This window comes from Actinomycetota bacterium (genome assembly GCA_040755895.1).
In the GTDB taxonomy this organism is placed as follows: domain Bacteria; phylum Actinomycetota; class Aquicultoria; order Subteraquimicrobiales; family Subteraquimicrobiaceae; genus Subteraquimicrobium.
Genome location: JBFMAG010000067.1, coordinates 1 through 14,097, shown reverse-complemented (window position 1 = coordinate 14,097; position 14,097 = coordinate 1). Strand labels below are relative to the sequence as shown.

The window sequence follows — 14,097 nt, the reverse complement described above, 5'->3', positions numbered from 1 at the left end:
TCTTTAATTATATTAATCGCAGACATTGGTTACACCCTCACATGGTTCATTGTTTGAAAAGAGGTTTTTAAGCTCTACTCCTGAGGAGGGTTACCAACCTATCTATGACCATTTCGGCTATCTTCCCCTTGAGAAGAGGCGGGGATGATTCCATCCTCCCTTCAGCATCTATGATGGTGACCTCGTTTACATCCTTTCCAAAACCCGATCCAACCTTGGTGATATCATTTGCCACGATGAAATCCAGATTTTTCTTTTTCAACTTTTGTTTGGCATTTTCCACCAAATTTTCGGATTCGGCGGCAAACCCTATAAGAATCTGATTCCTCTTTCGTTTACCCAGTTCTTCAAGGATGTCGGGATTCCGTTCCAATTCCAGAGTCATCCTTTGTCGATCCCTCTTGATTTTATGGGGATGGAAAGCAGTTGGTCTAAAGTCTGTAACCGCGGCGGTTTTGATTACAGCATCCGCTCGGTCGAAATACTTCAGAATGGCTTCTCGCATCTCCATGGCGGTTCTAACATGGATCGTCTCGATTCCGCGAGGGGGTTCAAGCTGAGTAGGAGCACTAATCAAGATCACGTGGGCTCCTCTCCCCCGAGCAGCTTCGGCAATGGCGTAACCCATCTTACCTGAGGAACGATTCCCAATGTATCGGATGGGATCAAAGGGTTCCTGGGTCCCGCCCGCGGTTACAATAATGATTTTCCCTTGCAGATCCATCTCCTTTATTAGCTCAGACTTAACGGCGTTCACTATCTTATCGATGCTGGCAAGCCTCCCGGGACCCTCTTCACCACAGGCAAGCTCCCCTCTTTCTGGTTCAATGATCCGAAAACCCCTTTTCTTAAGCAATTGTATATTCTCCTGAGTTGCCGGATTGAGATACATCCTAGCATTCATGGCGGGGGCGAAGATGATGGTACAAGTGGCAGATAACAGAGTTGTGGACAACATATCATCGGCGATTCCATGGGCGACTTTTGCCAGGATATTGGCGGTGGCGGGAGCAACCAAGATTAAATCGGCTTCCTCAGCGAGGGAAATATGATGGATCTTCCCCTTGAATTCGGGATGAAAGAGAGAGGTTATTGCCGGTTGCCTGGTAATGGCTTCGAAGGTCAAGGGGGTAACGAAATGGGTGGCTGCATCGGTCATGATGACTTTAACCTTTGCTTCCTGCTTGATGAGTTCTCTCGCAATCTCAACCGATTTGTAGGCAGCGATAGAACCGGTCACACCCAAAACAACTGTTTTGCCTTTTAACATCTTTTCCCCTAGAAATATAATGAAATGTACCAGCGATCTATCTCTAGTCCGCTGGGAAAATCGAATCTGATTTTTACCGGTACCGGGAACCGGTGACCGGCGACTATTTAATACCATTTACAGCTCGTTCGTAGCCGATCTTTCCCTGGGCTATTTCCCGGAGGGCGACGCTAAGGGGTTTATTGGTGATGGCTTCTATCTGAGGAGGTCTTATCCTAGTCAATTCCTGTCTACGAATGGCATTTAGATATTCATTTATCTGCCGCGCTCTTTTGGCAGCGGCTATGGTCAGTGTGTACTTGCTATCAACCTTCTTTAATAAATCGTCAATTTTGGGATAAACAAGTGCCATTTGTGCCTCCTACCCTCTCAGATTGAATGATTTTTATCAATTCCCTTGCAGCTCTATCCACCTCGTCATTGATTATCTCATAATCATATTTTTTAGCCTGCTTCAGCTCGCATAAGGCATCCTGGGTTCGAACCTCCATTGCCTTTTCCGTTTCTGTCTTCCTCTCTTGGAGTCTGGTTTTCAGTTCCTCAACGGAGGGGGGAGAGATGAAGATGAGAATTGAATCCCGTACCTTCTTTTTTACCTGCAGAGCTCCCTGAACATCAATCTCAAGAATCACATCTTTGCCCGCCCTTAAATTTCTTTTAATGGGTTCATATAATGTCCCGTAATAATGACCATGAACTTTAGCCCATTCTAGAAACTCATTGGATTCTACTTTCTTGAGGAATTCTTCCTCAGAGACAAAATGATAATCGATTCCAGGCAATTCACCTGGACGGGGTTTTCGCGTGGTTAAAGAAATGGAAAAATGAAGATCAGGGAGCCGTTTAAGGAGCTTTGTTACCAAAGTTCCCTTTCCGGCTCCCGATGGCCCAGAGATAACAAACAATTTACTTCTTGTTTCCATTAACACCTCTAATTAGGTGAGCATATTGATCAAACGCTCACGCTGCTTCGAACCCAAACCTTGTACCCTGCGAGAAGCGCTTATACCTATCTCCTTCATGATCTTCTGGCTGCGGGCCTTTCCTACCTTGGGAAGCGACTCGAGCAAGCTACTAACTTTCATCCTTGCTACGACGGGATCTGAAGATTTGTTCAAAACCTCAACTAGAGTGGTTTCTCCCTCCTTCAGTCTTCTTTTGAGCCGCGCTCTTTTCTGCCTTATCTCTCCGGCTTTTCTCAAAGCATCTCTTCTCTCTGCGTCAGAAAGTCTCGGTAGTGGCATTTTACTCCCCCTTTTTCCAAAAAGGCTTGCAGTTCAGAAGTCATTATACAAAAGAAGAAAGGTAAATGGCAACAAAAACTTCAACAAAATTTCAATTTTTTATTTAATTATTCCACGGCTACCAGGTATGGAGATGGGAATTCCCCTCTTACACAGGGGACAATCTTCAGAGGAATAAGATTTAATTTTCATTTTAACGAGAGAGTGAAGGGGTTTTTCGAACACCTCGTCCTCACTTCGATCAATTAAGCTTGCTACACCTATGACTTCTCCCCCATATCCTTTGACTAAATCGATCATCTCTTTAATGGTTCCCCCCGTCGTCACTACATCCTCAACTACAAGTACTTTTTCACCCGCTTTAATCGAAAAACCACGCCGAAGAGACAATTTCTTCCTCTCTCTTTCAGCGAATACCATTCGACAGCCTAAAAATTGAGCCACGGCGTAACCCAGGATGATTCCGCCGATGGCAGGTGTTATTACCACATTCACTTCACTCTTTTGATGGGGAATGGCGAGCTCCCTCGCAAGGGCATTGGTTACATCGGGATATTGACATACCATGGCGCACTGAAGATAAGTATCACTGTGGCGTCCCGAGGAAAGTTGAAAATGACCCCTAAGGATGGCACCCTTCTCCCCCAAGATTTTGAGCACTTCCTCTGGGATCAAGAGGACATTCCCCCTATCTCCATTAGGATTTGAGATGCTGCCTGAACCGGATCGCTCGATTGGATGATTGGCCTACCCACTACGATATAGGAGGCCCCCAACTTCATGGCTTCCACCGGTGTTAGAACACGCTTTTGGTCATCATAAATAGTCCATTTCGGACGTACACCCGGAGTTACGATGATGATATCTTTCCCCAGAGCTTTCCGAATTGCGGATATCTCAAGGGGAGATGCGACAACTCCATCAAGTCCCGCATCCTTGGCCAGGGACGCTAAATGCACGACTTGAGATGTGATTTTCTCCGATGTTCCCAATGCCTGTAGCTCTTGCTGGTCAAAGCTCGTTAGAATGGTGACTCCTAAGATAATGGGAGCCTTTACCTCTAATTCCATTGCCATTTTCCTGGTAACCGTGGCGGCTTCCCTCATCATTTCAAATCCGCCGAGGGTGTGGAGGGTAAACATCTCCACACCCATCCGCACAATCTCTCGACAGGCGTTCGATACCTGGTTAGGAACATCAAAGAATTTAAGATCTAGGAATACCTTCCCACCTAAGGCATGGACGATGTGTACAATACCCGGTCCACAAGCTAGGAATAACTGTAAGCCAACTTTAAATATCTCAATCTTATTCCTCAAAGCGTGGCAAAGTCGAATGGCCTCTTCTCTACTGGAAACATCAAGGGCTACTATCAATGGATTTCTCGCTTCTCGCCCCTCGTTCCTCGTCATTGAAACCATAACACCACCCTAAGCCCAAAATCTAAATTCGAAATCCTAAATCCTAAACACTCTTCCAAATCTTTACCCATTTGCTTTGATCTTTGAATTTTAGACATTTGATATGTTTAGTGCTTAGTGTTTTGAAATTAGAATTTAAATTTAAAGCCATTTTTGGCAAAAAGAGCTGCTCAGGCATTTATGTCTAACGTATATCGAGAATTATACCGAGATTGAGTCCTATTTTTGGGATTAATCTATCCTTACTTTCCCCACAATCTCCCAGATGGTTTCAAACCCTTTTTCTTCCAAGAACTTTTCCAACCCCCTGATGATTTCGATGGTTATCCGGGGATCGATTAAATTGGCTGTTCCAATGGCGATGGCGGTTGCTCCCGCCAAAAAAAACTCGATCGCATCTTTCACGCTCGCGATTCCACCCATGCCTATGATGGGAATATTGGTGGCCTGGGCAACCTGCCAAACCATTCTTATAGCTATGGGCTTTATGGCTGGACCGGAAAGACCTCCAACAATGCTCGCCAATTCTGGACGAAAAGTTTCCACATCTATGCACATCCCTAATAGGGTATTGATCAGTGATACACCATCAGCTCCTGCAATCTCGACGGACCTGGCTATCTTGACGATATCAGTGACATTTGGAGTGAGTTTGACAATGAGGGGTAAGTTGGTCACCCTCCTTACCTCTCTAACAACCTTCGATGCTAATCTTGAACTGGAACCGAAGATTGCTCCACCCTTCTTCACATTGGGGCAGGAGATATTGAGTTCAATTCCGGAGACCCCATGGACATGATTTAGCCTATCACAGACGGCGACGTATTCATCGATGGTGCCCCCCGCAACATTGACGATAATTGGAACATTATAATTTCTAAGATGTGGCAAATCCTCTCGGATGAAGCGATCGACACCCTTATTTTGAAGTCCTATGGAGTTAAGAATACCAGAGGCAGTTTCGCAGATTCGGGGAGGTGGATTACCCCTTTGTTCTTTCAGGGTAATACTTTTAACCACGATCGCTCCCAGCTCACTTAAGTCTATGAACTGGGCATACTCCCGGCCGCAACCAAAAGGACCTGACGCGTTCATCACCGGATTCTTCATCTTAATTCCAGCTAAATCGATGCTCAAATCTGGTTTCATCCCCAATCACAACCTTCAACTTCTCTAACTATCAGCTCTCAGCGAGCGCCAGCCTACAACACTCCAGCCTACAACCTTTAGCTCTTAACTGTATTGATCGCAGACATTAGTTATACTTACACCTCGAACCCTGAACCTACCACACAATCTCAGTTGCATCAAAGACCGGACCATCGACACAAACCCTCTTGTAACCATCCCTCGTCTCGCAAACACAGGAAAGACAGGCACCAATTCCACACCCCATGCGCCTTTCCATGGAAACCTGAGTGGGAATATCGAATCCCGAGGAAATTTCAGCGACTTCCTTGAGCATTTCCTCAGGACCGCAAGCATAGATGCAATCGGGCTTACATTCTTTGATCGCCACAGGTAGAAGATCCGTGATAAGCCCCTTATGGCCCATGCTTCCATCCTCTGTGGCTGGAAAGATTTTTCTGGCTATCCTCTTTAAATCCATGAAATAGAGCAACTCTTCTTTAGTCGCCGCTCCCTGGAGAATATAGAGCCTAATCCTTTGCAACTCGAGTTCTTCTATCAAAGACACCAGGGGAGCAATTCCCATTCCCCCCGCGACAAGCATAGTGCTTTTGAGACCATCATCGATGGCAAAGCCATTTCCCATGGGACCGATGATGTCCAGAATCTCATGGGGGTGAAGTTGAGCCAGGCAAGATGTCCCCTTGCCCACGACCTTGAAGAGTATCTCAAAAGTATCCGAACCCAGAATTCGATGGATGCTGAAGGGACGGCGAAGAATGAAATTTCTATTCTCCCCGCATTTAACGTGGATAAATTGTCCAGGTTTGGCTCTGGAAGCAATTTCGCGACAAAAAAATCTTAAGGTATAAATCCCCGACGCTATTTGTTCTTTCAAAAGAACGTGCGCTTTCACTTGGAACATTTCTTCTTCTCCACAGCCGTCGCTGATTCGGTCTTGGTTTCTAGGGGAGATTCTTCAATGTGATAATCTTGAATGGCCTTAACGGCAATGTCTCCGACCATCATGGCCTTAACCCCCTTGATAGCTGCAGAAGCTCCTGCGATGGTGGTGATACATGGAATACCATAGACTGATGTCGCAGTTCGGATATAATATCCATCCGTTCGAGGACCTTTACCCCAAGGAGTATTGATCACCAGGTCGATTTCGCCATTCTTTATGAGATCCACCACATTGGGGCGACCCTCCCGAACCTTCAAAACTTCTTTGACCTTAACACCACTTCGGGTGAGCACTTCGGCTGTTCCCTTAGTGGAGACAATCTCAAAACCCAATTCCACAAGTTTTTTGGCGATGGGAATTATGGCTCTTTTATCCCTATTGCGAACGCTTATAAAGATGGTGCCCCTTGCTGGTAGCTGCTGACCCGCACCCATCTGAGCTTTAGCGAAAGCCTGCCCGAAGCCCAGATCTATTCCCATAACTTCGCCAGTGGATTTCATCTCTGGTCCCAAGACCGTGTCCACCTCAGGGAATCTTCCAAAGGGAAGGACAACTTCCTTAATGGCGATGTGCTTTAGTTCATGGCGTTCTTCATAGCCCAACTCTTTGAGGGTTCTCCCAACCATGGCTCGAGCTGCAAGTTTAGCCAGAGGTATGCCCGTTGCTTTACTCACGAAGGGTACCGTTCTAGAAGCTCGAGGATTAACTTCAAGCACATAGAGAGTTCCGTCCTTTACGGCGTATTGGATGTTGATCAGTCCCACAACATTTAAAACCCTGGCCAAGGTGCAGGTACATTCCTTAATCTCCTCAATTTGCTGATCAGTTATGGAAAATGGGGGTATCACGCAGGCACTATCTCCTGAGTGGATTCCAGCTTCCTCTATATGCTCCATGATTCCCCCTATGAATACGGTTTCTCCATCGGACACCGCGTCGACATCGATTTCTATCGCATCCTCAAGAAATTTATCGAGCAAAATGGGATGTTCTGGCGAAGCCTTAACCGCCGAGGCGATATAACCCTCAAGCATTTCTTCCGAGTAGACGATTTCCATAGCCCGACCGCCAAGGACATAAGATGGACGAACCAGCAAAGGATATCCTATTCCTCGAGCGACCTTTAACGCTTCTTTAAAAGAGGTTGCCGTACCATGAGGTGGTTGGTTTATCCCTAACTTCCTCAAGAGTGCCCCAAATCTCTTTCTATCCTCGGCGAGATCGATGCTATCGGGTGGGGTACCTAGGATTTTGACTCCAGCTTTTTCTAGAGGAACAGCTAGTTTTAGAGGCGTTTGTCCACCAAATTGAAGGATGACCCCTTCGGGTTTCTCCGCTTCAATGATGTTCAAAGCATCCTCCAAGGTAAGAGGCTCAAAATAGAGTCTATCGGAGGTATCATAATCCGTGGAAACCGTCTCTGGATTGCAGTTGATCATGATGGTCTCAAAACCCTCTTCCTTAAGAGCAAAAGCAGCATGGACGCAGCAATAATCAAATTCTATTCCCTGACCGATGCGGTTGGGACCGCTTCCGAAAATGGCTATCTTTGACTTAGTTGATGGTCTGATCTCACTCTCAACCTCATATGTAGAGTAATAGTATGGTGTGTACGCCTCAAACTCAGCCGCACAGGTATCAACGAGCTTAAAAGTGGGAGTAATTTCAAAATCTTTCCTTGTCTCGCGAACTGCCTCCTCAGTCGATCCCGTAAGGTAAGCGATTTGAACATCTGAAAAACCATGCCTTTTTGCCTGTTTAAGAAGCTCCTTGGGGAGGGTTTTCAAATTATACTTCGAGATTTCCTGCTCTATTAGGACGATTTCTTGAATTTGATGCAGGAACCAGGGATCAATTTTGGTCAGCTCATAGACCTCTTCAACGGACATCCCCATGGATAGAGCATATTTAATGTAAAAGATTCGATCTTGATTGGGGACAGCCAATTTTTGATGGACTTGCTCTTCGATAATCTCCTCGCGCCCGTCAGCTCCCAAACCATATCTATCGATTTCCAGAGATCTAATGGCCTTCTGAAGTGCCTCTTTGAAGGTTCGCCCGATGGACATCGCTTCCCCCACGGATTTCATCTTCGTGGTGAGGCGTGCATCGGCTTCGGGAAATTTCTCAAAAGTCCATCTTGGGATCTTTACCACCACATAGTCTATGGTTGGTTCAAAGCAAGCTGGAGTCTCCTTGGTGATATCATTTGGAATTTCATCTAGGGTGTATCCTACAGCAAGCTTAGCGGCAATTTTGGCGATGGGAAAACCAGTAGCCTTGGAAGCAAGGGCTGAACTTCGAGAAACCCTGGGATTCATTTCGATGACTACCAGACGCCCTGTTTCAGGATGGACGGCGAACTGGATGTTGGATCCACCGGTTTCCACTCCTATCTCTCTCATGATGGCGATGGCAGCATCTCGAAGCCGTTGATATTCCTTATCGGTCAGGGTTTGAGCGGGAGCAACGGTAATGCTATCTCCGGTGTGGATCCCCATGGGATCAAAATTCTCGATGGGACAGACGATGACCACGTTGTCCTTGAGATCCCTCATCACCTCCAGCTCGTATTCCTTCCAACCGATCACCGACTCCTCGATTAAAACTTCATTTATGGGACTGAGCATGAGACCTGCGGAAACGATATTTCTGAACTCCTCAAGGTTATAGGCAATGCCTCCACCGGTCCCACCCAGGGTGAAGCTGGGTCGAATGACCGTTGGGAAACCGATATCTTCCACAATTTTTAAAGCTTCACTTAAGCTATAGGCAAAACCGCTGCGGGGTAGGTCCAGTCCAATTCTACTCATTGCCTTTTTGAATAAGCTTCTATCCTCAGCTTTTTTAATTACCTCGAGTTTCGCTCCAATGAGCTCAACTCCATATCGATGAAGTACGCCACTTTCAGCAAGAGCAACGGCAGTATTAAGTCCCGTTTGACCACCCAGCGTTGGTAGCAAAGCATCGGGTTTTTCCTTTTCAATTATCTTTTCTACGACCTCTGGTGTTATGGGCTCAATATAGGTTCTATCGGCGAACTCGGGGTCGGTCATGATGGTCGCCGGATTGGAATTGACCAGGATGACTCTGAATCCATCCTGCTTTAAAACCTTACAAGCCTGGGTCCCCGAATAATCAAATTCGCAAGCCTGCCCGATGATGATGGGTCCCGAACCAATTATTAAGATTTTATGGATATCTGTTCTCCTGGGCATATTATCCCCCAAACCATCGACGATCGACTATCGACTATCGATTGCTTCCTCCATCAATTCGATAAATTGATCGAATAAATACCTGGAATCATGGGGACCCGGTGAGGCCTCTGGATGATACTGCACAGAGAAGGCGGGGATATCCAGACACCGCAAGCCCTCCACGGTTCCATCATTCAAATTGATGTGGGTGATCTCAATGCTCCCAAACTCGGTTTTTCCTCCCCATCCACCAATTGGGATCGTCTTTCCCACACGCCATTCCCTTTCGCTAACCCTAAGAGAGCTTTGATCCACGGCAAAGCCATGGTTCTGGGCCGTTATTTCAACGCCTCCGGTCAACAGATTTTTAACTGGCTGATTGCCCCCTCTATGGCCAAATTTAAGCTTATAAGTCTTACCCCCTAAAGCTAAGGCAAGTATCTGATGCCCTAAACAAATTCCAAAGATGGGTTTTTTGCCCAGGAGTTTTCCTGTGGTTTCAATGGCATAGGGTACACCCGCGGGGTCTCCCGGACCATTGGATAGCAAAATTCCATCGGGATTTAGGGCTAACACTTCTTCGGCTTTGGTACTGGCGGGGACAACGGTTATCTTGCACCCTACCGTTTCAAGAGATCTTAAGATATTGCGTTTTATGCCAAAATCAAAGGCAACAACATGGAAGCGCTTAACCCTCCTCGTTTCCCGCCATACATAGGGTTTATCGATGGTAACGTCTTTAACCAAATCTATACCTATAAGCCCGGGAGATGCCTTGGCTTTCTCTACCAAGCTCTGGGGGTTCAGATCAATTGATGAAAGGATGCTTTTCATGGCTCCTTCGCTTCGAATGTGCTTAGTTAAAGCCCTGGTATCGATATCCTGAATTCCCACAATGCCGTAAGAATTGAGGAAATTTTCTAGGGAATCCTCAGCCCTCCAGTTACTATAGATTCTGGAGCATTCCCTGACCACAAATCCCTCCACAAAGGGACCTCGGGATTCGTAATCCTCGGAATTTACCCCGCAATTGCCGATATGAGGGTAGGTCATGGTTACTATTTGACCTGCATAGGAGGGGTCGGTCAAAATCTCTTGATACCCAGTCATGCTGGTGTTAAAGACGATCTCCCCTGCTGCCTCACCAATTGCCCCAAAAGCTGTTCCCTCATATATGGTTCCATCCTCCAATGCCAATATCGCCTTTTCCCTCATATCACTATCCCCTTGTCCTCGACTCTCGATCCTTGACTTTCATCTCGCGACCTTCGACGATATTACCTTCTCTTATAACTATCTCCCCCGCAACTAAAACATATTTCACAATACCATTCAATTCCCAACCGTGGAAGGGAGAATTTTTGCTCTTGGATTCAAATCTGTTAATATCAACTTTAAGTTTAGCTTTGTGATCAAAGATGGTAATATCGGCGTCACTCCCTATGGACAAACTTCCCTTACGAATTCCTAGGGTATTTGCGGGATTTATCGTTAACTTTGCGATCAACCGTGGCAAATCAAGCACCCCAGTTTCCACCACCTTGGTGAGCATCAAGGGAAGGGTCGTTTCAAGTCCCACTATTCCAAATGGAGCGCGGTCAAACTCCCTTTCCTTTTCATGTAGCGCATGTGGAGCGTGATCACTAGCAATGGCATCAATTGTCCCATCGGAAAGTCCTTCCAAAAGTGCTTGCACATCTCGCTGGGATCTGAGCGGGGGATTCACCTTAAAATTGGTGTCGAAATTCATTAAAACCTCATCGGTGAGCACCAAATGATGAGGAGTAACATCGCAAGTCACCCGAATTCCCGCTTTTTTAGCCATACGGATTAAAGCTACGGATCCCTCCGTACTAATATGGGCTATATGAAGTCTTCCCTCAGTTACCCCAGCTAGGATAATATCTCGAGCCACCATGACCTCTTCAGCAGCTGCTGGGATACCCTTCAATCCAAGCAGCGTGGAATAAAAACCTTCATTCATCTGACCATGTGAAGAAAGATTTTTGTCTTCCGCATGAGCAACCAGTGGGATGTTAAACATTCGTGAATATTCAAAGGCTCTCCTCATCACCTCGGCATTCATCACCGACTCCCCGTCATCCGAGAAAGCCACCGCACCTGCTTTAACCAACTCGCCCATCTCAGCGAGTTCTTTACCCTTTAAACCCTTGGTGATGGCAGCGACGGGAAAGACACTGGCTATCCCCTCTTCTCTGGATTTCTCCAGTATCGTCTCGACCACAGATGCCGTATCGGCAACCGGATTTGTGTTTGGCATGCAAGCAACGGAGGTAAAACCACCTTTAATGGCGGCTCGAGTGCCGGTTCTTATGGTTTCCTCATCCTCCCTACCGGGTTCACGCAAGTGAACATGTATATCTATGAGACCGGGTGTAACAATCATATCCCTGGCCTCGATGATTTCAGCATTCTTTACCGCCAAATTCTCCGCAATGCTCATTATCCTCCCATTTTCAACCAGAATGTCAAAGGTGGCATCAACTTCATTTGCGGGGTCGATGACTCTTCCTCCCCTTATCAGCACCTTAGACACTCTCACCGCCCCCTATAAGCAAGTATAGTATGGCCATCCTCACCGCCACTCCATTCGCTACTTGATCCGTCATCACCGATTGGGGGAGATCTGCAACTTCAGAGGTTATCTCTATCCCTCGATTCATGGGTCCCGGATGCATAATAAGTACATTTTCCTTAGCCCCTTTGATCCTCGCCATATTCAAACCGAACAGCGTTGTGTACTCTCTCAAAGAGGGAAAGAGATTTTCCGTTTGACGTTCGAGTTGCATCCTCAGGCAATAGATGACGTCGACCTCTTTTATAACCTCATCGAGATTATAGCTTACATCCACGCCGAAGGCCTCGGTGTTCACAGGGAGCAGAGTAGGTGGGGCGACCAGGGTAACCTTTGCTCTCATCTTTGTGAGAGCCAGGATATTGGAGCGAGCTACCCGACTGTGAGCGATGTCACCAACTATGACTACATGCAAGTCCTCGATTCTCCCCAGTTTCTCCCTGATGGTGAACAAATCGAGTAGGGCTTGTGTAGGATGTTCGTGAGCTCCATCTCCTGCATTTACTACCCCGCACCTGACGAGCCTGGCTAAAAGGTGTGGTGCTCCGGCAGCGGAATGCCTGACGATTACGAGATCCGCATTCATGGCTTCAATGGTTTTGGCAGTATCTTTAAGACCTTCCCCCTTCACGGCGGCACTGTCTTTGCCCGAAATATTCACAACATCGGCACTCAAGCGCTTAGCGGCCAGTTCGAAGGATGTCCGTGTGCGAGTACTTGGTTCCAGAAAGAGATTAACTATGGTTCTTCCCCTTAAAGTAGGAACTTTTTTGATGGTACGAGTCGAAATCTCCTTGAAAGACTGGGCTGTATCGAGAATCAATTCGATCTCCTCGCGATTTAGTTCTCTTATTCCCAAAAGGTTCTTGCTTTTAAGCTGGGTTTTAACTTTCACTTAAGAAACCTCCCCAATGACCACAGCATCACGGCCATCTTCCTCCTTTAAATTCACCTGTACTCGTTCCTTGCGAGAAGTTGGTATATTTTTCCCCACATAATCGGGCCGAATGGGAAGCTCTCTGTGTCCTCTATCAATCATTACAGCAAGCTGAATGCTTGCTGGTCGACCAAAGTCAAAAATGGCATCCATGGCTGCCCTCACACTTCTCCCGGTGTATAAGACGTCATCCACTAACACGATATCCCTACCGGTGACGTCGAAATCTATCTGCGTGGAGGAAACTCTGGGCTGTGGATGAGTGCCTATATCATCTCGATAAAATGTGATATCCAACACTCCCACGGGAGGAGTTATGTTTTCTATCTCGCCTATTTTCTGGGCCAACCTTCGGGCTAAATGGACTCCCCTGCTCCGAATTCCTATGAGTGCCAAATTCCCAGCACCCTTATTCCTCTCCAAAATCTCATGTGCGATCCTTATGAGAGCCCTTTGAATAACGTTCATATCCATTACGGTTGTTTTCTCCTTAAAGACCATCGATCTTCTCCTCAAATGTCATTATATTTTCCAATTGGACGCCAGGGTTTTGAGACAAAAAAATACCTTCCTGTCCCACACAAGAAGGTATTCGTATTCATTATTAATTTTAACCTCCTTCCTAGCCTCGCAGGACTAGATTTAAAGGTTTTTCTCATCATAACAGAAGAAGGATTTGACGTCAATGCTTTGCTGAAATAAAATACCCCTTAATTGTACCTGATTGAAAATAATTGTAACAGTAATATAATTTAAGTTGAGACTCTGGTGGCCATAGCGGAGGGGAAACACCTCTTCCCATTCCGAACAGAGAAGTTAAGCCCTCCAGCGCCGATGGTACTGCCCTGGTGACGGGGTGGGAGAGTAGGACGTTGCCAGGGTCTCACTGTTGTTAATGCTTTGGGCTACGGTGAACCGTGCATTTTCTTCCAAGATTTGAGTATTAATCTTTTTGCCTTGCTCTTTTTAATCTTTTTAGCACAGGCTATCTCGGTACTCAACAGGTAAAGTCCTCTTTTGAGGAGTTCTCGTTCCCTTAAACTTAAATTTTTTCTATCTCTTTTGTCCAAGAAATTAGCCACGGCTTCGGCAACTTCGAGGATATTTGAACTACCTATCTTTTCAAGACGATTGGCATACCATTTGTAATAGTCCTTATCCCTGTACCATAGATGATTCCTTTCCCCTAGGATGCGAAGGACCTTGGGAACGTCTCGTGACGAAATGACCCTCCTTAATCCCACACTCTCCGCCCGCTCGATGGGGATCATTACCTTCATTTCCTCCGAGGGTATATCAATTACATAATATTCCTGTTCATACCCTTGAAAATT

14 protein-coding genes and 1 rRNA gene are annotated in these 14,097 nt (G+C 46.3%); 1 reads left to right on the top strand and 14 read right to left on the bottom strand.

What is annotated here, in order from left to right; genetic code table 11:
• Positions 1-67: 67 nt before the first annotated feature.
• The 13 genes from coaBC to pyrR all read right to left on the bottom strand — a co-directional run bounded on the left by coaBC (position 68) and on the right by pyrR (position 13,264).
• On the bottom strand, positions 68-1,270 hold the full coding sequence (gene coaBC / locus AB1466_03250; GenBank protein ID MEW6189115.1) for a bifunctional phosphopantothenoylcysteine decarboxylase/phosphopantothenate--cysteine ligase CoaBC: 1,203 nt from the start codon (positions 1,268-1,270) through the stop codon (positions 68-70).
• Between the two features lie 103 nt (positions 1,271-1,373).
• On the bottom strand, positions 1,374-1,622 hold the full coding sequence (gene rpoZ / locus AB1466_03245) for a DNA-directed RNA polymerase subunit omega (GenBank protein ID MEW6189114.1): 249 nt from the start codon (positions 1,620-1,622) through the stop codon (positions 1,374-1,376).
• Positions 1,597-2,193 carry a guanylate kinase gene (gmk, locus tag AB1466_03240; GenBank protein MEW6189113.1) on the bottom strand — a complete coding sequence of 199 codons (597 nt, stop codon included), beginning with the start codon at positions 2,191-2,193 and terminating at the stop codon, positions 1,597-1,599. The genes rpoZ and gmk overlap by 26 nt, the downstream gene beginning before the upstream one ends.
• Positions 2,194-2,205: 12 nt before the next feature.
• On the bottom strand, positions 2,206-2,514 hold the full coding sequence (gene mihF, locus AB1466_03235; GenBank protein ID MEW6189112.1) for an integration host factor, actinobacterial type: 309 nt from the start codon (positions 2,512-2,514) through the stop codon (positions 2,206-2,208).
• A gap of 99 nt (positions 2,515-2,613) precedes the next feature.
• Positions 2,614-3,189 carry an orotate phosphoribosyltransferase gene (gene pyrE, locus AB1466_03230; protein MEW6189111.1) on the bottom strand — a complete coding sequence of 192 codons (576 nt, stop codon included), beginning with the start codon at positions 3,187-3,189 and terminating at the stop codon, positions 2,614-2,616.
• A complete protein-coding gene (gene pyrF / locus AB1466_03225) occupies positions 3,186-3,926 on the bottom strand; it encodes an orotidine-5'-phosphate decarboxylase (protein ID MEW6189110.1) in 741 nt (246 codons plus the stop codon). The genes pyrE and pyrF overlap by 4 nt, the downstream gene beginning before the upstream one ends.
• 240 nt (positions 3,927-4,166) lie before the next feature.
• Positions 4,167-5,084, bottom strand: a complete 918-nt coding sequence (locus AB1466_03220) for a dihydroorotate dehydrogenase (GenBank protein ID MEW6189109.1) — start codon at positions 5,082-5,084, stop codon at positions 4,167-4,169.
• 136 nt (positions 5,085-5,220) lie between these two features.
• On the bottom strand, positions 5,221-5,988 hold the full coding sequence (locus tag AB1466_03215; protein ID MEW6189108.1) for a dihydroorotate dehydrogenase electron transfer subunit: 768 nt from the start codon (positions 5,986-5,988) through the stop codon (positions 5,221-5,223).
• The gene (carB, locus tag AB1466_03210) at positions 5,976-9,248 is read right to left on the bottom strand and encodes a carbamoyl-phosphate synthase large subunit (protein MEW6189107.1); all 3,273 of its coding nucleotides are present in this window, start codon (positions 9,246-9,248) and stop codon (positions 5,976-5,978) included. The genes AB1466_03215 and carB overlap by 13 nt, the downstream gene beginning before the upstream one ends.
• Before the next feature lie 27 nt (positions 9,249-9,275).
• Complete coding sequence (carA, locus tag AB1466_03205; protein MEW6189106.1) at positions 9,276-10,445, bottom strand: glutamine-hydrolyzing carbamoyl-phosphate synthase small subunit; 1,170 nt, start codon at positions 10,443-10,445, stop codon at positions 9,276-9,278.
• Between the two features lie 4 nt (positions 10,446-10,449).
• Positions 10,450-11,787, bottom strand: a complete 1,338-nt coding sequence (locus tag AB1466_03200; protein ID MEW6189105.1) for a dihydroorotase — start codon at positions 11,785-11,787, stop codon at positions 10,450-10,452.
• Positions 11,780-12,721, bottom strand: a complete 942-nt coding sequence (locus tag AB1466_03195) for an aspartate carbamoyltransferase catalytic subunit (protein MEW6189104.1) — start codon at positions 12,719-12,721, stop codon at positions 11,780-11,782. The genes AB1466_03200 and AB1466_03195 overlap by 8 nt, the downstream gene beginning before the upstream one ends.
• The gene (pyrR, locus tag AB1466_03190) at positions 12,722-13,264 is read right to left on the bottom strand and encodes a bifunctional pyr operon transcriptional regulator/uracil phosphoribosyltransferase PyrR (protein MEW6189103.1); all 543 of its coding nucleotides are present in this window, start codon (positions 13,262-13,264) and stop codon (positions 12,722-12,724) included. It lies immediately after the preceding gene.
• Positions 13,265-13,527: 263 nt separating this feature from the next.
• Here pyrR and rrf point away from each other — a divergent pair.
• Positions 13,528-13,644, top strand: a 5S ribosomal RNA gene (gene rrf, locus AB1466_03185).
• A 24-nt stretch (positions 13,645-13,668) separates the two neighbouring features.
• Here rrf and AB1466_03180 read toward each other — a convergent pair.
• Positions 13,669-14,097: CarD family transcriptional regulator (locus AB1466_03180; GenBank protein ID MEW6189102.1), on the bottom strand; the 429-nt coding region annotated here is incomplete at its 5' end.